The sequence below is a fragment of the Sphingopyxis sp. Soil_C_28 genome, assembly GCF_057657055.1.
This window is the reverse complement of record NZ_JBDGJE010000002.1, coordinates 550,817-568,547: the sequence shown is the minus strand read 5'-3', so window position 1 is coordinate 568,547 and position 17,731 is coordinate 550,817. Positions and strand designations below refer to the sequence as shown.

Annotated in this window: 16 protein-coding genes; 10 read left to right on the top strand and 6 right to left on the bottom strand. The window is 63.5% G+C overall.

What is annotated here, in order from left to right:
• Nucleotides 1–40 precede the first annotated feature (40 nt).
• Nucleotides 41–409 carry a hypothetical protein gene (locus AC3A43_RS10830; RefSeq protein WP_487792541.1) on the top strand — a complete coding sequence of 123 codons (369 nt, stop codon included), beginning with the start codon at nucleotides 41–43 and terminating at the stop codon, nucleotides 407–409.
• Here AC3A43_RS10830 and AC3A43_RS10825 read toward each other — a convergent pair.
• On the bottom strand, nucleotides 406–966 hold the full coding sequence (locus AC3A43_RS10825; protein WP_487793039.1) for a DUF2585 domain-containing protein: 561 nt from the start codon (nucleotides 964–966) through the stop codon (nucleotides 406–408). The genes AC3A43_RS10830 and AC3A43_RS10825 overlap by 4 nt on opposite strands.
• 55 nt (nucleotides 967–1,021) lie before the next feature.
• Here AC3A43_RS10825 and gmk point away from each other — a divergent pair, with 55 nt between their 5' ends.
• On the top strand, nucleotides 1,022–1,684 hold the full coding sequence (gene gmk / locus AC3A43_RS10820) for a guanylate kinase (RefSeq protein ID WP_487792540.1): 663 nt from the start codon (nucleotides 1,022–1,024) through the stop codon (nucleotides 1,682–1,684).
• Between the two features lie 20 nt (nucleotides 1,685–1,704).
• On the opposite strand, the gene AC3A43_RS10815 is transcribed toward gmk, so the two are convergent.
• The 4 genes from AC3A43_RS10815 to AC3A43_RS10800 all read right to left on the bottom strand — a co-directional run bounded on the left by AC3A43_RS10815 (nucleotide 1,705) and on the right by AC3A43_RS10800 (nucleotide 5,405).
• The gene (locus AC3A43_RS10815) at nucleotides 1,705–2,148 is read right to left on the bottom strand and encodes an acyl-CoA thioesterase (RefSeq protein WP_487792539.1); all 444 of its coding nucleotides are present in this window, start codon (nucleotides 2,146–2,148) and stop codon (nucleotides 1,705–1,707) included.
• A 1-nt stretch (nucleotide 2,149) separates the two neighbouring features.
• On the bottom strand, nucleotides 2,150–2,932 hold the full coding sequence (locus AC3A43_RS10810; protein ID WP_487792538.1) for an SDR family NAD(P)-dependent oxidoreductase: 783 nt from the start codon (nucleotides 2,930–2,932) through the stop codon (nucleotides 2,150–2,152).
• 117 nt (nucleotides 2,933–3,049) lie between these two features.
• On the bottom strand, nucleotides 3,050–4,219 hold the full coding sequence (locus AC3A43_RS10805) for an acetyl-CoA C-acetyltransferase (protein ID WP_487792537.1): 1,170 nt from the start codon (nucleotides 4,217–4,219) through the stop codon (nucleotides 3,050–3,052).
• 31 nt (nucleotides 4,220–4,250) lie between these two features.
• The gene (locus AC3A43_RS10800; RefSeq protein WP_487792536.1) at nucleotides 4,251–5,405 is read right to left on the bottom strand and encodes an acyl-CoA dehydrogenase family protein; all 1,155 of its coding nucleotides are present in this window, start codon (nucleotides 5,403–5,405) and stop codon (nucleotides 4,251–4,253) included.
• A gap of 218 nt (nucleotides 5,406–5,623) precedes the next feature.
• Between AC3A43_RS10800 and AC3A43_RS10795 the strand changes: the two genes are divergently transcribed.
• The 7 genes from AC3A43_RS10795 (at nucleotide 5,624) to AC3A43_RS10765 (ending at nucleotide 13,648) form a co-directional block, all read left to right on the top strand.
• Nucleotides 5,624–6,493, top strand: coding sequence for an SMP-30/gluconolactonase/LRE family protein (locus AC3A43_RS10795; RefSeq protein ID WP_487792535.1), 870 nt, complete (start codon nucleotides 5,624–5,626; stop codon nucleotides 6,491–6,493).
• Nucleotides 6,494–6,789: 296 nt separating this feature from the next.
• Nucleotides 6,790–8,925 (top strand): M3 family metallopeptidase, encoded by a 2,136-nt coding sequence (locus tag AC3A43_RS10790; protein ID WP_487792534.1) that lies wholly within the window; start codon nucleotides 6,790–6,792, stop codon nucleotides 8,923–8,925.
• Nucleotides 8,926–9,746: 821 nt separating this feature from the next.
• Complete coding sequence (locus AC3A43_RS10785) at nucleotides 9,747–10,649, top strand: SPFH domain-containing protein (protein ID WP_487792533.1); 903 nt, start codon at nucleotides 9,747–9,749, stop codon at nucleotides 10,647–10,649.
• Between the two features lie 9 nt (nucleotides 10,650–10,658).
• Entirely contained in the window at nucleotides 10,659–10,862 is a 204-nt protein-coding gene (locus AC3A43_RS10780) for a type II toxin-antitoxin system antitoxin (RefSeq protein WP_487792532.1), read from the top strand.
• Nucleotide 10,863: 1 nt separating this feature from the next.
• Nucleotides 10,864–11,106: a hypothetical protein gene (locus AC3A43_RS10775; protein ID WP_487792531.1), complete on the top strand. Its 243-nt coding sequence runs from the start codon at nucleotides 10,864–10,866 to the stop codon at nucleotides 11,104–11,106.
• Nucleotides 11,107–11,194: 88 nt separating this feature from the next.
• Nucleotides 11,195–11,866: a ribulose-phosphate 3-epimerase gene (gene rpe / locus AC3A43_RS10770; protein ID WP_487792530.1), complete on the top strand. Its 672-nt coding sequence runs from the start codon at nucleotides 11,195–11,197 to the stop codon at nucleotides 11,864–11,866.
• A gap of 3 nt (nucleotides 11,867–11,869) precedes the next feature.
• The gene (locus AC3A43_RS10765) at nucleotides 11,870–13,648 is read left to right on the top strand and encodes a heparinase II/III family protein (protein WP_487792529.1); all 1,779 of its coding nucleotides are present in this window, start codon (nucleotides 11,870–11,872) and stop codon (nucleotides 13,646–13,648) included.
• Nucleotides 13,649–13,690: 42 nt separating this feature from the next.
• Here the strand turns inward: AC3A43_RS10765 and AC3A43_RS10760 are convergent, their stop codons facing one another.
• Nucleotides 13,691–16,066, bottom strand: a complete 2,376-nt coding sequence (locus AC3A43_RS10760; protein ID WP_487792528.1) for a TonB-dependent receptor plug domain-containing protein — start codon at nucleotides 16,064–16,066, stop codon at nucleotides 13,691–13,693.
• Nucleotides 16,067–16,254: 188 nt separating this feature from the next.
• Between AC3A43_RS10760 and AC3A43_RS10755 the strand changes: the two genes are divergently transcribed.
• The gene (locus tag AC3A43_RS10755) at nucleotides 16,255–17,709 is read left to right on the top strand and encodes a purple acid phosphatase family protein (RefSeq protein ID WP_487792527.1); all 1,455 of its coding nucleotides are present in this window, start codon (nucleotides 16,255–16,257) and stop codon (nucleotides 17,707–17,709) included.
• Nucleotides 17,710–17,731 lie beyond the last annotated feature (22 nt).

Here is a 17,731-nt window from a genome sequence, read left to right as displayed (position 1 = left end):
GCCCCCTCGGCGAATTGATAGGGGAGAAGGAGATTTGGGCATGATTGGCAGGATCGTTGGTGGCGTCCTTGGCAGCGCGATTGGGAAACAAAAAGGCAATCACCCGGTTGCAGGCGCGGTCATCGGCGCCGGCGCCCTGTTCGCAGCGCGGCGCCTGTTCCCGCAGCGCTATGCCGCAATCGCGGCTTGGGCCGCAGCTGGTTATCTGACCAAGAAATGGGCCGAACGCGCCGAAGCGCGTAAGGCAGCCGAAGAAGCGCATGCGCTCGATCCGCAGCTTGTGAATGCGGGTGTTGTCGATACCTACGCCGGAACGGCGGCCGTGCCGACAGACGGACAAGCCATGGGCGACGCTTTACCTCCGGCCATCCCGGTCGACACGAGCGGGCGCAGCAGCGCGATTCATTAAGCGCCGGCTTGCCACTCCTTGATCGCCTCGACGGGTGAGACCAGCATCAGGACATTGAGCGTCAGATTATCGCGGATCGTCCATAGGGTGAACAGTTCGAACGCGATGGCGATGGTGACCGTCGCCCACCAGCGCATCCGGCTCGCCGCGAGGAAGCCGAGGATCATGAAGAGCACGTCGCTCACCGAGTTGAGGATCGAATCGCCGCTGTAACCGAACGCCATCGTCACCTCGCGATAGCGATCGATGATGATCGGCGAATTTTCTAGGATTTCCCACGCCGCCTCGATCCCGATCGCCAAGGCCAGTGCGACCCACAAGGGTTGGCGCGGCAAGAGCCAACGCCCGAGGCCGTAGAAGATGAAGCCATGAATGATATGGCTGAAACTGTACCAGTCCGAAATCTGCTGGCTGTTCTGGTTCGATTGCACCGTGCCATGCCACAGGCTGATCGTACCGCACGGGCAGATCGGCGGGCGGCCCATCGCGAACAGGATGGCGGCGAAAACCGCGACCATCACCGCCGCGACCCACCAACCCTTGCGTGAAATTCCCATCATGTGCCGCCCCCTTGGCGCTTGACCGATGGCGCCCATTTGGCGAATAGCGCCCATGGCTGAAAGCGTCCACCTGAACCGCCGCGGCGTGTTGTTCGTCCTCTCCTCGCCCTCGGGCGCAGGCAAGACCACCATTTCGAAGATGATGCTCGCGGGTGACGGCGATATCGCGCTGTCGATCTCGGCAACGACGCGCCCGCCGCGTCCGGGCGAGGAAGACGGCAAGGATTATCATTTCGTCGACACCGAAACGTTCAAGCGGATGGCGGCCGACGGCGAATTTCTCGAATGGGCGCATGTATTCGGCCACCGTTACGGCACCCCGCGCGCGCGGGTCGACGAACTTCTCGACGCCGGCAAGGATGTGCTGTTCGACATCGACTGGCAGGGCGCGCAGCAACTGTATCAGGAGGCCGGCCCCGACGTCGTGCGCGTCTTCGTCCTGCCGCCGACGATGGAAGAACTCGAACGGCGCCTGCGCGCGCGCAACACCGACAGCGATGAGGTGATCGCGGCCCGCATGGCGCGCGCCGCGAACGAAATCAGCCACTGGGACGGCTATGATTATGTGCTGATCAACGACAATGTCGAAGAATGTTTCGACGAAGTCGTCGCGATCCTTCGCGCCGAACGGCTGAAACGCCGGCGGCAGATCGGCCTGATCGGCTTTGCCCGCGACCTGATCCGCTCGGTCCCGGACGCCGATAACTCGCTCTAACAATTAAATAGGGACTGTCCCTATTTATTGGCGGGTGTCACCAGATTGGCATTCAGCTCCGCGACCATCTGGGCGCGGAGCGGTTTGGCCTGCCCCTCGGTGCGGCACACGACAACGGTGTCGCAGGTCGCAATCGGACGGCCGTTCTGGAACATTGCCTGGACGATCATCCAGCTCGAGGTGCCGAGCCGGCCGATGCCCGTGGCGATCCTGACTGGATCGGGGAAATTGCCCTCGGCGAGATAGTTGATCTCGACCGCGGCGACCATCGTGCGTTCGTTGGAGGGGCGTTCGTCGAGCGGGCGTACCTGACGGTTCAACAACACCCGGCCGCTTTCGAACAAAGCGGCAAAGGCCACATTGTTGAGGTGGCCGTTAATATCCATGTCCTGAAAACGCGTCTGCAATTCGATGCAGACGGGGTAGCTGGCGGCATCGAGCCGCCAGCTTTCCGGTTTGGGCATATCAGCGCGGCGCCATACGGATGCCGCCGTCGAGGCGGACGTCCTCGCCGTTGAAATAGCCATTCTCGATCATGCACATCGCGAGATTGGCGTATTCTGCGGGTACGCCGAGGCGCTTCGGGTTGAGCACCGACGCGCCCAAAGCATCGCGCACCGGCTGCGGCGCGCCCGCGAGCAACGGGGTGTCGAAGATGCCTGGCAGGATCGTGTTGACGCGGATATTCTCGTTGCCGAGATCGCGCGCGATCGGGAGGGTCATGCCGACGACGCCGCCCTTTGACGCCGAATAGGCCGCCTGCCCGATCTGGCCGTCCTCGGCCGCAACCGATGCGGTGTTGACGATCGCGCCGCGCTCGCCGTCTTCCATCGGGTCGAGCGTCATCATGCCCGCCGCCGACTTGGCGATGCAGCGGAAAGTGCCGACGAGATTGATCTGGATCAGCCAGTTGAAGGCATCGAGCGGGAAATGCTTGATGCTGCCGTCTTCCTTCGAGCGGCTCGCGGTCTTGATCGCATTGCCGGTGCCCGCGCAATTAACGAGGATGCGTTCCTGACCATGCGCTTCGCGCGCTTTGGCGAAACCGGCGTCGACGCTGGCATCGTCGGTGACATTCACTTCGCAGAAAACGCCGCCGAGTTCAGCCGCGAGCGCGGTGCCCTTTTCTTCCTGCAGGTCGAAAATTGCGACCTTCACACCCTTGGCTGCGAGCGCGCGCGCGGTGGCGGCACCGAGGCCCGAGGCGCCGCCGGTGACGACGGCGGATACGGTGGAATCGAGTTTCATATTGGTCTCCTTGAAGCCCTCCCCTGGAGGGGAGGGTTTGGGTGGGGCATGTTAAGGGGGCCGATAGCCGACAGGCCGTCCCCCTGACCCCTCCCGCAAACGGGAGGGGAGATTTTGTCAAAGCCGTTCGATGATCGTGACGTTGGCCTGACCGCCGCCTTCGCACATCGTCTGCAGGCCATATTTGCCGCCGGTCGCGTCGAGCACGCCGAGCAAGGTGGCCATGAGCTTGGTGCCCGAGGCGCCGAGCGGGTGGCCGAGCGCGATCGCGCCGCCGTGCTGGTTAAGCCGGCCATGGTCAGCGCCCAGATATTGCAGCCACGCCAGCGGCACAGGCGCGAACGCCTCGTTGACCTCATAGGCATCGATATCGCCGATCTTCATGCCCGCTTTCTTGAGCGCGCGCTCGGTCGCAAACAGCGGCTCTTCGAGCATGATGATCGGGTCGCCCGCGGTCACCGAAATATGGTGGATGCGCGCGCGCGGGGTCAGATTATGGTCCTTGAGCGCCTGTTCGGACACGACAAGCGCGGCCGAAGCGCCGTCGCAGATCTGCGAGCTGGTCGCTGCGGTGATCGAGCCGCCTTCCTGCAGAATCTTGACCCCGGCAATGCCTTCGAGCGTTGCATCGAAGCGGATGCCCTCGTCGATAAGATGCGTCTGCCGGCCGTCGGGCGTGTCGATCTCGAGCCCGACGATCTCGCGCTTGAAATGGCCGGCCTCGGTCGCGGCCTTGCCGCGGCGATGGCTTTCGAGCGCATAGGCGTCGAGATCGTCCTTGGTCAGGCCGTATTTTTTGACGATCATTTCCGCGCCCATGAACTGGCTGAACATGATGCCGGGATATTTTTCCTCGAGCCGCTCGGACTTATAATGGCCGAGCCCTTCCTTCATGAACAGGGTCGCAACGCTGCCCATCGGCACGCGCGTCATGCTTTCGATGCCACTCGCAAGCACGATGTCCTGCGTTCCCGACATCACCGCCTGCGCGGCGAACTGGATCGCCTGCTGCGACGATCCGCACTGGCGGTCGATCGTCACCGCGGGGATCGAGTCGGGCAGTTTCGAGGCGAGCACCGCATTGCGGCCGACGTCCATCGTCTGTTGTCCGCCCTGCGACACGCAGCCGGTGATGACGTCGTCGATCGCCTTGGTATCGAAGTCGTTGCGATCGGCGATCGCGTCGAACACCGCGGCGCCAAGGTCGACGGGGTGCACGCCAGCGAGCCGGCCGCCGCGCTTGCCGCCCGCTGTGCGGACGGCGTCGACGATATAAGCAGTAGCCATGGGAGAATTCCTTTCCTGCGATTTCAAACGATCAAAGCTTGCGCCCGATCAATTCCTTCATGATTTCATTCGTGCCGCCAAAGATGCGGGTGACGCGCGCGGCGCGCCAGGCGCGGGCGATCGGATATTCGTTCATATAGCCCGCGCCGCCGTGAAGCTGGAGGCATTTGTCCATCACTTCCCACTGAAGTTCGGTGTGCCAGAGCTTCGCTCCGGCGCCTTCCTCGGGGGTCAGTTCTTTCTTCAGATGACGCGCCAGCGCCCAGTCGAGATGCGCCCAGCCGACCTGGAGCTTGGTCTTGAGGTCGGCGAGCACGAAGCGCGTATTCTGGAAATCGAGGATCGGCTTGCCGAACGCCTTGCGGTCGCGGGTGAATTCGACGGTGTCGTCGAACGCGCGCTGCGCCGATGCCTGCGCCGACACTGCGATCGAGAGGCGTTCCTGCGGCAGCTCGCTCATCAGATAGATGAAGCCCTTGCCCTCTTCGCCAAGGCAGTTGGTGATCGGCACGCGGACGTCGTTGAAGAACATCTCCGACGTGTCGGCCTCGTCCTGCCCGATCTTGTCGAGATTGCGACCGCGCTCATAGCCTTCGCGGTCAGCCTCAACGAGGACGATCGACACGCCCTTCCACGCCGGCTGGACCTCGGTGTCGGTCTTGACGCAGACGAGGATCAGGTCGGCGTTCTGACCGTTGGTGATGTAGGTTTTCGACCCGTTGATGACATAGTGATTGCCATCCTTCTTCGCGGTCGTGCGCATACCCTGAAGGTCGCTGCCGGTGCCGGGTTCGGTCATCGCGATCGCCGTGATCACCTCGCCCGCGACCATCTTGGGCAGCCAGTGCTTCTTCTGCTCTTCGCTGCCATATTTGACGATATAGCTGGTGACGATGTCCGACTGGAGCGAAAAGCCGGTCGTCGCGCGGCCATAATAGGCGCTCTCTTCATCAACGATCGCGTTATAACCGAAATCGAGGCCGAGCCCGCCATATTCCTCGGGAACCGTCGGGCACAGCATGCCAAGCTCGCCCGCCTTCGGCCAGATATCCTTGGGCACGATGCCGTCCTCGGCCCATTGCGCGGCGTTCGGCGCGATTTCCTTTTCGAGGAACTGGCGGACCGTGGCGCGGAAGGCCTCATGGTCTTCGGAATAAGCGGAGCGCGACAGATTATCGAGCGACATGGTCTTTCCTTTCCCGGTGCGCCGGCCGGGCGCGGATGTTTGCGAAGGTGCCACGCAGCGCGCGGCCCTTGGCGCCTACCTGACCTTACGTTTACGTGCACGTCAAGTAGAAATGCCGCTACGGCGGCGAAGGTGGGGCAAACCTGCGCCGGGGAGCGTCACGACGAATAGGTTTGCAGCCGCTGGGCAGCGCGCACGCCCCGCGCTAAGACCTTTCCATGGTCCAACTGCTCCTCGACGCCCGCGCGCTGCTCGGCGAATCGCCCTTCTGGCACGCTGCCGAAGCCCGCCTCTATTGGGTCGACATCGAGGGCCGGAAAATCCATCGCACCGATCCCGCCACCGGCGCCGACGAGGTGATGGAAGTTGCCGAGCAGGTCGGTTGTATCGCACCGCGCGCGGGTGGCGGACTCGTCGCGGCGCTCGAAAATGGCTGTGCGCTGATCGACGGCTGGGGCGCCGCGCCGCGCGCCTTCGGTCCTGCGGTTCTGGCCGACAAGCCCGAGCAGCGCTTCAACGACGGCCGTGTCGATACGGCGGGGCGCCTGTGGGTCGGCAGCCTGACAAGCGACAAGGCAAATCCGACCGCGACGCTCTACCGGCTCGATCGAGATGGGTCGCTGAGCGAAGTTTTCGGTGGGATCACCACCAGCAACGGTGCGGCGTTCAGCCCCGACGGGCGGACCTTTTACCACGCCGACACGCCCACCCACGCAATCCGCGCCTTTGACGTCGATCTGGCCGCCGGCACGCTCGCCAACGGCCGCATCTTTCACCAGTTCGCGTTCGGCAACGGCCGCCCCGACGGCGCCGCAGTCGATGCCGAGGGATGTTACTGGTCGGCGCTGTGGGACGGCTGGCGCGTCGTGCGCCTGTCGCCCGCGGGCGAACTGCTCCAGACCGTCGAACTGCCCGTCCAGCGCCCGACGATGATCGCCTTTGGCGGCGCTGACCTCCAGACCGCCTTCGTCACCAGCGCGGGCAAGAATTTGACCGACGAGGAGCGTGAGGCGCAACCGCACGCGGGCGGAGTTTTCACTTTCCGTGTCGATACGCCCGGATTGCCGCAGCCGGTATTCGAAGGCTGAGTGCAATCCTCCCTGTCGCGCAGCGATGGGGAGGTGGCAGCGCGCAGCACTGACGGAGGGGCTATGACGCGACGTTGCGGCCCCTCCACCACCGCTTCGCGGCGGTCCCGGTCCCCACGGCTGCGCCGCAGGGAGGATTGATTGCCCCCGCCCACGCTTGCACCCCGCTGTCATATAAGGTTAAGACGGGCCAGACATGGTTTCGTTCGAAACCTTATTCCCCGGGAGATTTACCGATGTCGCGCACCGCGCACCCTTTTGCCCGCCGTTTGTCGATCCTGCTTGCATCCACTGCCATGACTGTGGGTTATAGCCAGATGACCGCAACCGCCGCCGAACCGACCGCCGCCGCCACACCGGCAACGACCGCCCCCGCGGGCGAAAACCCGATGCTCGCGCCCTGGACCGGCCCGTTCGAAGGGGTGCCGCCGTGGGACAAGATGGACCCCGAGCTGTTCCCCGACGCCTTTGCCAAGGCGATGGCCGAGACCAGGGCGCAGGTGCAGGCGGTGATCGACAATCCCGAAGCGCCAACCTTTGAAAACACGCATGTCCCGATGATGCTGGCGGGCGACACCGCCGACCGGCTGTTCGCGCTGTGGGGCGTGCAGTCGTCGAACAAGTCGAACGACCGCGTCGAGGCGATCGACGCCGAGTGGAGCCCCAAAATCTCCACCTTCTATACCGAGCTGTTCCTCGAGCCGAAGCTCTTCGCGCGCTACAAGGCGGTGTACGACAAGCGGAACAACAGCGGTCTCAACGCGCAGCAGATCCGCATCGTCGAGCGCAGCTATGACGAGATGGTGCGCGATGGTGCCAACCTGTCGCCCGAAAACAAGGCGAAGCTGGTCGCGATGAACGCCAAGCTTGAAGGCCTGTTCTCGAGCTTCTCGTCGAAGCTGCTCGGCGACGAAAAGCTCTATACCTTCGTCACCGACAAGGCCGAACTTGCGGGCCTCGAACCCAGCTTTGTCGCTTCGCTCGCCTCGGCCGCCGAAGCGAATGGCAAGCCCGGCCAATGGGCGATCAAGAACACCCGCTCTTCGGCGCAGCCGGTGTTGCAGAACGCCACCAACCGCGCCCTTCGCGAAAAGGTCTGGAAGGCGTTCGTCAGCCGCGGCGACAATGGCAATGTCAACGACACGAACCAGACGATCGCCGAAATCCTGAAGCTGCGGCAGCAGCGCGCCGAACTGCTCGGCTTTGCGACGCACGCCAATTATCGCATGGCCGACACGATGGCCAAGACCCCCGGGAATGCGATGGGCCTGATGATGAAGGTCTGGCCCGCCGCCGTCGCGCGCGTGAAGGAAGAGGTCGCCGACATGCAGGCGATCGCCGACGCCGACGCCAAGGCGGGCAAGGGTCCGAAGCTGACGATCGAGCCGTGGGACTATCGTTTCTATTCGGAAAAGGTCCGCAAGGCGAAATACGACCTCGATGAAAGCGAAGTGAAGCCGTACCTTCAGCTCGACAAGCTGACGCAGGCGATGTTCTGGTCGGCGGGGCAGCTCTATGACCTCGGCTTCCGCGAAAACACCGGCACCGTCCCGGTTTTCGACCCCAAGGTCAAAACCTTCGAGGTTTATAACCTCAAGACGAACGAGAATGTCGGATTGATCTATCTCGACAATTTCGCGCGCGACGGGAAGCGGTCGGGCGCGTGGATGACGACCTATCGCAGCCAGCAGACGCTGGGCGGCGAACGCAATGTCCTCGCGTCGAACAACAACAACTTCACCGAAGGTGCGAAGGGCGAGCCGACGCTGATCAGCCTCGACGATGCGACGACCTTGTTCCACGAATTCGGCCACGGCATCCATTACCTGCTGCAGCACATCAACTATCCCGCGCTCGCCGGGGTGCCGCGCGATTTCGTCGAGTTCCCGAGCCAGGTGAACGAGAATTGGCTGATGACCCCCGAAGTGCTGTCGAAATATGCGACGCACTACAAGACGGGCGAACCGATGCCGCAGGCGCTGGTCGACAAGATCCTCGCGTCGAACAAGTTCAATCAGGGCTTCGAAACGGTCGAGTATCTTTCGAGCGCGATCGTCGACATGAAGATCCACGATCGCAAGGTCCCGGTGACCGACGTCGACAAGTTCGAGCGCGAAACGCTGGCCGAAATGGGCATGCCGAAGGAAATCGTCATGCGCCACCGCCTGCCGCAGTTCGGCCATCTGTTCAGCAGCGACGCCTATTCGGCGGGCTATTACAGCTATCTGTGGTCCGAAACGATGGACGCCGACACCTGGGCGGCGTTCACCGAAGCCGGCGGCCCGTGGGACAGAACCGTCGCCGACAAGTTCCGCACAATCCTGTTGATGACCGGCAACGAAACCGACCGCGCCGAGGCCTATCGCGCCTTCCGCGGGCGTGACCCCGATGTGAAGGCGCTGCTGAAAAAACGCGGTTTTCCGACCGAATAGGATTATTGAGACCGGGGAGGCAAAGGGGGCGATTTCGCCCCCTTTGTTTGTGCCATCGGCCCTCCGGTGATCGTCACCTTACGACCGATTGTGGAGTTCAATCCTCCCTGTGGCGAAGCCATGGGGAGGTGGCAGCGCGAAGCGCTGACGGAGGGGCGATGGAGCCGACGTTGCCGCCCCTCCACCATCCGCTTCGCGGACGGTCCCCCTCCCCATCGCTGCGCGACAGGGAGGATGAAAAGGTCCGCTTCCCACCCCGTTTCGGTCGCTCCGCTCCAATCTCGTTATTATGACCGGAAACGACCGATTGCGGACGTTCGTTTCCGCGTGCATATGAAGATCATGTCGGTGCACGATCCAAGAGCAGAAGGCCGCCTAGCGCGATCAAGGTTTTCTGCAGCGTTTATGTCGGATACGAAGTGGCGAAAGCTATTTGCAACTGTAGCGCGAGCACGGCCCGAGATAGACAAAATGGTCGTCAAGTTTGTTGACGTAGCTCCCCGCCAGATGAACTTTCCGCCAGACCTTCGTTGTCCTTGGCCATATATGGACACGATAGAATTTGGCCCCACGGAACTTAGAGCAATCGAATGGCTGGAATTACCGGCAGACCTTAGAGGCATCCTTGAAGAAGTCGGCAAGTTTCCCGTTGGAATATCAGAGGGTCGCACCCGCATCACTGGCTACGCTTCTCCAATCCGCTGACGTCCGCTTTCCACCCCAAAGCAGACCCAGCGCCTATCCATCCGAATCCGGTTGACCGTCGCCAAATTCGATATAAATATGATATCATCTTTATATCGAATGATTCGGAGGGCAAAATGGTCGAGGGAACAACACCGGCGCTGAACCGCAGCCGCGAAACGCGGGCGATGACGCAAAGCGGTTATCTGATGCTGCTGATCTGGGTGGTACTGCTGGGCATCGCCGCGTGGGCGGGGATCAGCAATGCCGCAGCCGAATTTCAGGTCGCGTGGAAATGGGCGATCGTCGCCGCGTCTGCAGTGATCGGCACGATCATCCTCTGCGGCTTTTACCTGATCAACCCCAATGAAGCGGCGGCAATCCAGCTGTTCGGCGCGTATAGGGGCACCGATCGCGAGGAAGGGCTGCGCTGGGTGCTGCCCTGGCTGACGCGCAAGAAGATCGCGGTGCGCGCGAACAATGTGATTTCGGACAAGATCAAGGTCAACGACCTGCGCGGCAACCCGATCGAGATGGCGGCGCAGGTGGTGTGGCGCGTCACCGACACCGCGCAGGCTTTGTTCGACGTCGACGATTACAAGGAATTCGTGATGGCGCAGATCGAGGCGGCGGTGCGCTCGATCGGATCGCGCTATCCCTATGACGATATCGAGCATCAGGAAGTCACGCTGCGCGGCAATCATGACGAGGTCGGGGTCGAGTTGCGCAAGGCGCTGATCGAGCGGTTGAGCGTCGCGGGGATCACCGTCGACGAATGCGGGCTGACCCATCTGGCCTATGCGCAGGAAATCGCGGGTGCGATGCTGCGCCGCCAGCAGGCCGAGGCGGTGATTTCGGCGCGCAAGAAGCTGGTCGAGGGCGCGGTGACGATGGTCGAAATGGCACTGAACCTGCTGTCCGAAAAGGGCGTCGTCGAGCTCGACGACGAACGCAAGGCGGCGATGGTGTCGAACCTGATGGTCGTGCTGTGCGGCGAACGCGACACGCAGCCGGTGGTGAACGCCGGTTCGCTTTACTGAGTTCGCCCGGTGACTGCGTCGTCCAAAAAGGCCTTTGCCCTCCGTCTCGATCCCGCGCTGTATGCGGCGATCGAGCGGTTGGCGGCGGCCGAACTGCGCAGTGCCAATGCCGAAATCGAGATATTGCTGCGCGAGGCGCTGGGCCGGCGCGGGATGAGCGTCAAGCAGTCGGAAGCCCCCAGGCGCGGCCGGCCGCCAAAAGAGGAGAGCTGATATGCTGCACCTGTTCATGCGCAAGGGCCCGTGGTTTCGCGCCAAAAGCCGGGGATATGGCACCGGCCTGCCCATCGTTTGGGAAGGCTGGTTCTTCCTCGCGCTCCATGTCGCGATGATTGCCGGGCTGGCGGTGGCGTTGCAGGGCCGGCCGGTATTGATGACGATCGCGGTCGTGCTGGCGGGGCTCGCGCCGATGCCGATCTATCGCGCCAAGACCGACGGCGGATGGCGCTGGCGATAGGCGCCATGCGACATTATTTGAGGATAGCGGTCGATAGCGCCGCCGCCCCGCTTGCCCCCGACTCGCTTGATGGTTAAGGCCGGTGGTCATGACCGGCTCCACCACCCCCGTCCGTATTGCCCCTTCGATCCTCAGCGCCGATTTCGCGCGGCTGGGCGAAGAGGTGCGCGCGATCGAGACGGCGGGCGCCGACTGGGTCCATATCGACGTCATGGACGGCCATTATGTGCCCAATTTGACGATCGGCCCGGCCGTGGTGAAAGCGCTCCGCCCGCATTCGACTTTGCCCTTCGACGTCCATCTGATGATCAGCCCGGTCGACCATTTCCTCGACGCCTTTGCCGAAGCGGGCGCCGACATCATCACCGTCCATCCCGAAGCCGGGCCGCACATCCACCGCACCGTCCAGCACATCAAGTCGCTGGGCAAGCAGGCGGGTGTGTCGCTCAACCCCGCGACGCCGGCAAAGATGCTCGATTATCTGATCGACGACATCGACCTCGTGCTGATCATGAGCGTCAATCCGGGGTTCGGCGGGCAGAGCTTTATTTCGAGCCAGCTGCGCAAGATCGAGGCGGTGCGCAAGATGATCGACAAGACCGGCCGCGATATCAGGCTGGAGGTCGATGGCGGGATCGATGCGGGCACCGCCCCGCTGGCGATCGCCGCGGGCGCCGACGTGCTCGTGGCGGGGACCGCCACCTTCAAGGGCGGTCCGGACGCCTATGCCGACAATATCCGGCGGCTGCGCGGCGCCTGATCGATGGAGGGGAGACCGTTGACCGCTGCCCCTGCCGATCCACCGCTCGACCTCGGTGACGAAGCGCCGCCGCTCGACGACACGATCGAGCCCGGCAAACGGCTGATCCGCCTTCCCGCCGACAAGGGGCTGTCGCTCGGCGACCGCGTTGCCAATGCGATCACGCGCCTGACCTGGCGCACCCCGCTCCACGCGCTCCGCCTGAAGGGGCGTTTTCCGCTCAAGCTGCTCGGGGTGCCGGTGGACCCGGTTCCGGGCGACGCGCGCGCAGGAACGGCGATCCGCGCGGGCCATTTCCTGCATCGCGGGCTCAAACTGCCGCTCGGCGAGCTTAATTTCGCGACGCTGGACGTCGCGCCGACCTTTGCCGATTATCTCCACAGCTTTGCCTGGCTGCGCGATCTGGCCGCGACCGGTTCGCGCGCCGACGGCGCCCCGATTGCCGAGGCGGTCGTGCGCCACTGGCTCGGCACGCATGGCGAGGCCGTCGGCGAACCCGCGTGGAAGGCCGACAATACGGCCTGGCGCATCCTGTTCTGGGCGAGCCACGCGCCGCTGATCCTGTCGTCGAGCGACCTTGTCTATCGTTCGGCGGTGCTCAACCATCTCGCGCGCGCGGCGCGTCACCTCGACCGCGTTGCCGACAAGACACGCCCCGGGACCGGCCAGATGGTCGCATGGGTGGGCATCGTCGCGGCCTCGTTGCTGATGCCCGGCGGCGAACCGCGGCAGGTGTTCGGCGAGGCGGGCCTGCGCAAGGTGTTAGAGACCAGCTTCTACGCCGACGGCGGTAATATCTCGCGTTCGCCGCAAGCGCAGCTCGACGCGGTCATGGCGCTGTCGATGCTCGTGAAAATCTATGACATGCGCCGCATGGAGGTGCCGCCTTTCATTCAGGAAGTGCTCGCGCGCGCGGTCCCCGCGCTGCTCGGCCTCGTCCACAGCGACGGCGGCATGGGCAGCTGGCAGGGCAGCGGCGCCACCTCGGCAGCCTATGTGCAGGCGATCGTCGATGCCAGCGGCGTGCGCACGCGGCCGCTGAAGCAGGCGCGCGACTGGGGGTATCAGCGGCTGGTCGCGAACAAGGTCGTGCTGCTCGCCGACGCGGCGCCGCCGCCGATCGCGCGCGTGACCGAGGCGGGCTGCGCCTCGACGCTCGCCTTCGAGCTTAGCGATGGTGCCGAACGCATCGTCGTCAATTGCGGCGGCGCGGCGCTGACCGGCGCGACCATTCCTGCCGACCTGGCCCGCGGTCTGCGTACCACTGCGGCGCATTCGACGCTGACCTTGGGCGACAGCAATTCGACCGCGATCCTTTCGAACGGCTCGCTCGGCAAGGGCGTGACCGAGGTCGAGCTCGACCGGCGCGAGACGCCGCAGGGCAGCCGGCTGGAGATGAGCCATGACGGCTATGCGCGGCGCCACGGGCTGATCCACCGCCGCCTGCTGATCCTGTCGCCGAACGGGCGCGAGCTCCGCGGCGAGGATCTGCTGCTCCCCGCCCCGCGCACACGCCGCAAGGGCGACAAGGGGTTCACGCTGCGCTTTCACCTTGGCGCGCATATCTCGGCGAGCCTGACGGCCGACAAATTGGGGGCGCTGCTGCGTATCAACGGCGGTCCGCTTTGGCAGTTCCGCACATCCGAAGGCGGGCTCGACATCGAGCCGAGCCTGTGGGTCGATGGTGAAGGCCGTCCGCACCCGACCGAGCAGCTCGTCGTCACCGGCATCGCGCCCGCGGGCGGCGCCAGCATCGGCTGGATCTTCAAACATATCGGCTGACGGCGACGGGCAAGGGACTGCCCGCCGCCGCAAGCCAGCGCGTCAGAAGGCGTAACGCGCCATCAGCTGGAAGACGGGGCCCGCCTTTTCGCTTTCGAGTTCATATTCGTCGAAACGGCGCCCGTCGGCCGGAGTGCCATCCTCCTCGAGGCCAAGCTGCGCGTTGCGCGTGGTAAACTTGTTGAACGCTTCGCGCTTCGCGCCGTTGAGCAGGTTCGATCCCACCGCGCGGATCGTGAAGCTCTTGCCGAACCGCTTTTCGACGAAGACTTCGAGGTCGGCGCCATAGGCGGTGAAGACTTCCTCGCCGACAGTGCGGTCGAACGCGCCGCCCTGTTTGCGATAGGTCGCACCGAACGCTGCGCCGACCGACGGAATGTCCTGGATCACGCCGAAGTTGTAGACATATTTGCTCTGGCCGTTGAAGCGGCGTTCGCCGAACTCGTCGATAATCTTGCTGTCGAGCCACGATATGTTGCCGAAAACGCCGGTGTCGGGCAGCCCGACAAAACCGAGGTCGGTCGAGAGGTCAAATTCGACGCCCCACACCTTGCCATCGCCGATATTCTGCGGCTGGTAGACGAAGGTCCCCGCGCCTTCCGACCCTTCGACGCCGGTGTTGGTGAGTTCGATCAGGTCGTTCACCTTGCGATAGAAGACGTTGACGCCGGCAATGCCAGACCGGCCGAGCTTTTGTTCATAACCCAGATCGAAGCCCCAGGCCGTTTCGGGATCGAGCAGCGGGTTGCCGAGCAAATCATTGTCGCCAAGTTCGGCATCGAGCTGCGCCGGCGACAGGAAATTGAATTCGGGACGGCGGCTGGTCCGGGCGGCGGAGGCAGTGATACGGCCGCGCGCGCCGACGTCGATCTTCACCGAAGCCGAGGGGAGCAATTTTTCGTAATCATTGTCGATGCGCGTTGCGGGCGGGGTCAGATCGTCGATCGTCAGGTCGGTCGTTTCGTAACGCACGCCCGCTTCCCACTTCACGCCGGGCATGTCGCCCTCGGCCAGCACAAAGCCGTCGAGACGCTTTTCCTCGATGGTGTTGATACCGCCCACCGCGGGAACGAACGCGCCGAAGGGGCGCATGAACTCGGTGGGATTGCGCGCGAACTGGTCATAGCCCTGGCGATTGGCAGCGGTCAGATTGTAGCGGTCGCGTGGCGCCTCGGTGATCGAGGTCGAACGGTCCTTGTCCTGCCACAGGCCGCCGAAAAGCAGCTTTGTATTTTCGCCGAGCGGGAATTCATGTTCCAGCCGTACCGAAAACTCCTTGTCGGTGATGCCGGTGCGCGTCTGGTCGCCGGTGAAGCGCGGCAGCGCGCGGTCGAATTCGACCTCATATTCGGTTTCGAACTGCTTTTCGTCGAAATAGGCGTAGCCGATTTTCAGGCTGGTTTCGCCCAGCGACCAACGATGCGCGAGCTTGCCGTTGACGCTGTAATTGTCCTGATTGATCTTGGCGACATTGGCATTGTCGACGGTCAGATTGCCCGGCGGCGTTGCGCGGATCGGGCCGTTGATGTTGGTCGGGTGATTATATTCGAAGCTGCGCTCGGTTTCGGTACGGTCAGTGTGAACGTAGAAACCGTTGACCGAGAAATCGGTCGTATCGCCCTTGATGTCATAGGTCGCGTTGAACGAATAATCCTTGCCGTCGCGGGTGTCGGTCTGGTCTTCGCGATTTTCGAAAACGTCGGGATCCGTGGCATAATTCGGATCGTTTTCGGGCGAATCATTGTAACGCAGCGAATATTTCTTCTTCGGATTGTGGCGGCCCTGAAAATTGCCCCCGATCAGGAAACGGCCCGGCCCGAGCGCGCCGCCGAACACGCCGCCGATGCTGGGTTCGAGTTCCTTGTCGTCATAGTAGAGGCCGCCCGCGCGCAGATAACCGCCGTCGAGTTCGTAACCGTCGCGCAGCTTGATGTTGAGGGTGCCCGCGACCGCATCGCCGGTGCGACGCGCCGACGACGAGCGGACGATTTCGACGCGGTCGATCAGTTCGGCGGGGATGCGGTCGAGGAAGAAACTGCGGTCGGCGTTCGATCCCGGCACCTTTTCGCCGTTGATCAGGATCTGCGTATAGCCCGGCGGCAGGCCGCGCAGCCGCGCGCCGTCGCTTTCGATGACGTCGGACAGGAAGGTCACCGACGGCACGCGCTTCAGCGCGTCGCCGGCAGTCAGCGGTTCGAAGCGCTGGAAGAATTCGCTGTCATAGGAAAGAACGGGCTCTGCTTCATTTTCGCCGCGGTTGCGATATCCGATGCTGCCGAGCACCACGATGTCCTGCGCCGAGGTAATCGTGCCGTCCGCGTTCTGGATCGGCGCTTCCTGCGCGGCGGCAGGAGCAGTGGCGAGCGCAGCGGCAAGCGCAGCAACGGCGGCAGAATGCAGGCTGAAAATTCGAATCATGGCGTCAGACCCCCTTTGTGGTTGCCGGGCCTCTAGGGGGAGCATGTGACAGTTTGCGGCGAACGAGATGACGCTTTTTTGACAGTTAAGTGACGGAAATATTGTGCTATTGACGCGGCGCCTCTTTGCTGGGACGGCGCGGCGCCCATGCGCCCACGCGCTTGGAGAACAGGGGAGTTCGCATCGCCATGATCCGCAAAGGGAAGCCGTTGATTTCGCTGGCGCTTGGATCCGCACTATCGGTCTTAGCGGCTCCGGCCGCCGCCGATCCCGTGACGACCGGCTTTCCGATCGTCACGCAGACCGAGGATGGCGCCCCCATTTCCCGTTCGGCAGGCCTTCCCTATGCGCCCCGGAATCTTCCCGACCGTATCGTTCTGACCCCCGGCGCCGATCCGGCGCGCGACATGGCGGTCGCGTTTCGCACCGACACCGCGCAGGCGACGGCCGAAGCGCAGTTGGCAGTGTCGGTCGACGGGCCGACGCTTGAGGAAAAGGCCCGGCTCGTGACCGGAAAGACGATGCCGGTGGACAGCAGCTATGGCCCCGCGCTCTACCATCAGGTCCGTTTCAACGATCTGCAGCCCGACACCGTCTACACCTATCGCGTCAAAGGCGCCGCGGGCTGGAGCGAATGGTATCAGTTCCGCACCGCCGCCGCCGAAGCCAGGCCGTTCCGCTTTCTCTATCTCGGCGACATCCAGAACGGCATATTGACCTATGCCAGCCGCGTGATCCGGCAAGCGTTCCACGCCAATGGCGATATCCGCCTGGTTGTCCACGCCGGCGATCTTGTCGCCCAGCGCGACGACCTCGACCATGATGACGAATGGGGTGAGTGGAATCAGGCGGGCGGCTATAATTATGCGATCGTCCCGCAGGTGCCCGCGACGGGCAACCATGAATATGTCGATGTATTGAAGCCCGACGGCACCGAAAGCCGCAAGCTCGGTCCCTATTGGCCGGCGCAGTTCGCGCTGCCGACCAATGGCGCCGATCCGGTCAAGGTAACGACCTATTACACCGATTATCAGGGCGTGCGTTTCATCATTCTCGACGGCACCGCAGCGATCGACCTCGGGTCGATGAAGGCGCAGACCGATTGGCTCGACGCGACGCTCGCGTCGTCAAAGGCGAACTGGAACGTCGTGCTGTTCCACCAGCCCGTGTTCACCTGCGCGCGCCCGAACGACACCAAGGAAATCAAGGCGGCGTGGAAGCCGGTGTTCGAAAAGCGCAAGGTCGACCTGGTGCTGCAAGGCCACGACCATTGTTACAGCCGCCTGACCGCCGAAGCGGGCCGCGAGGCCGGCGCCAAGGCGCGCGCCGACGGCAAGCTACAGGGTCCGGTCTATCTGGTCTCGGTCACGGGGTCGAAAATGTACGCGCTCAACGACCGCTCGGCGACGCAGCCCGACAAGGTCGCGGAGGCGACTGAATTGTATCAAATCGTCGATGTCGAACCGCGGCGGATCAAGTTCCGGACGTTTACGGCATCGGGCAAGCTCTACGACGGCTTCGATCTTGAACGGACGGCGCAGGGCAACAAGCTTAGCGAGATCAGCGAGCCGACGATTGCCGCACGGCGCTGTTCGGGCGACGTCGGCCCCGACGGTGGGCGCTGCGTCGCCCGAGGCAAATAAGCGCGGCGAAAGAGTAACGACA

Excerpts from the sequence above, each read along its gene's own strand:
- AC3A43_RS10785 (WP_487792533.1), top strand. The coding sequence starts at position 9,747 with ATGGTCGAGGGAACAACACCGGCGCTGAACCGCAGCCGCGAAACGCGG.
- AC3A43_RS10825 (WP_487793039.1), bottom strand. The coding sequence starts at position 966 with ATGGGAATTTCACGCAAGGGTTGGTGGGTCGCGGCGGTGATGGTCGCG.
- gmk (WP_487792540.1), top strand. The coding sequence starts at position 1,022 with ATGGCTGAAAGCGTCCACCTGAACCGCCGCGGCGTGTTGTTCGTCCTC.
- AC3A43_RS10775 (WP_487792531.1), top strand. The coding sequence starts at position 10,864 with ATGCTGCACCTGTTCATGCGCAAGGGCCCGTGGTTTCGCGCCAAAAGC.
- AC3A43_RS10755 (WP_487792527.1), top strand. The coding sequence starts at position 16,255 with ATGATCCGCAAAGGGAAGCCGTTGATTTCGCTGGCGCTTGGATCCGCA.
- AC3A43_RS10765 (WP_487792529.1), top strand. The coding sequence starts at position 11,870 with ATGGAGGGGAGACCGTTGACCGCTGCCCCTGCCGATCCACCGCTCGAC.
- AC3A43_RS10795 (WP_487792535.1), top strand. The coding sequence starts at position 5,624 with ATGGTCCAACTGCTCCTCGACGCCCGCGCGCTGCTCGGCGAATCGCCC.
- AC3A43_RS10805 (WP_487792537.1), bottom strand. The coding sequence starts at position 4,219 with ATGGCTACTGCTTATATCGTCGACGCCGTCCGCACAGCGGGCGGCAAG.
- AC3A43_RS10790 (WP_487792534.1), top strand. The coding sequence starts at position 6,790 with ATGACTGTGGGTTATAGCCAGATGACCGCAACCGCCGCCGAACCGACC.
- AC3A43_RS10810 (WP_487792538.1), bottom strand. The coding sequence starts at position 2,932 with ATGAAACTCGATTCCACCGTATCCGCCGTCGTCACCGGCGGCGCCTCG.
- AC3A43_RS10815 (WP_487792539.1), bottom strand. The coding sequence starts at position 2,148 with ATGCCCAAACCGGAAAGCTGGCGGCTCGATGCCGCCAGCTACCCCGTC.
- rpe (WP_487792530.1), top strand. The coding sequence starts at position 11,195 with ATGACCGGCTCCACCACCCCCGTCCGTATTGCCCCTTCGATCCTCAGC.
- AC3A43_RS10760 (WP_487792528.1), bottom strand. The coding sequence starts at position 16,066 with ATGATTCGAATTTTCAGCCTGCATTCTGCCGCCGTTGCTGCGCTTGCC.
- AC3A43_RS10830 (WP_487792541.1), top strand. The coding sequence starts at position 41 with ATGATTGGCAGGATCGTTGGTGGCGTCCTTGGCAGCGCGATTGGGAAA.
- AC3A43_RS10800 (WP_487792536.1), bottom strand. The coding sequence starts at position 5,405 with ATGTCGCTCGATAATCTGTCGCGCTCCGCTTATTCCGAAGACCATGAG.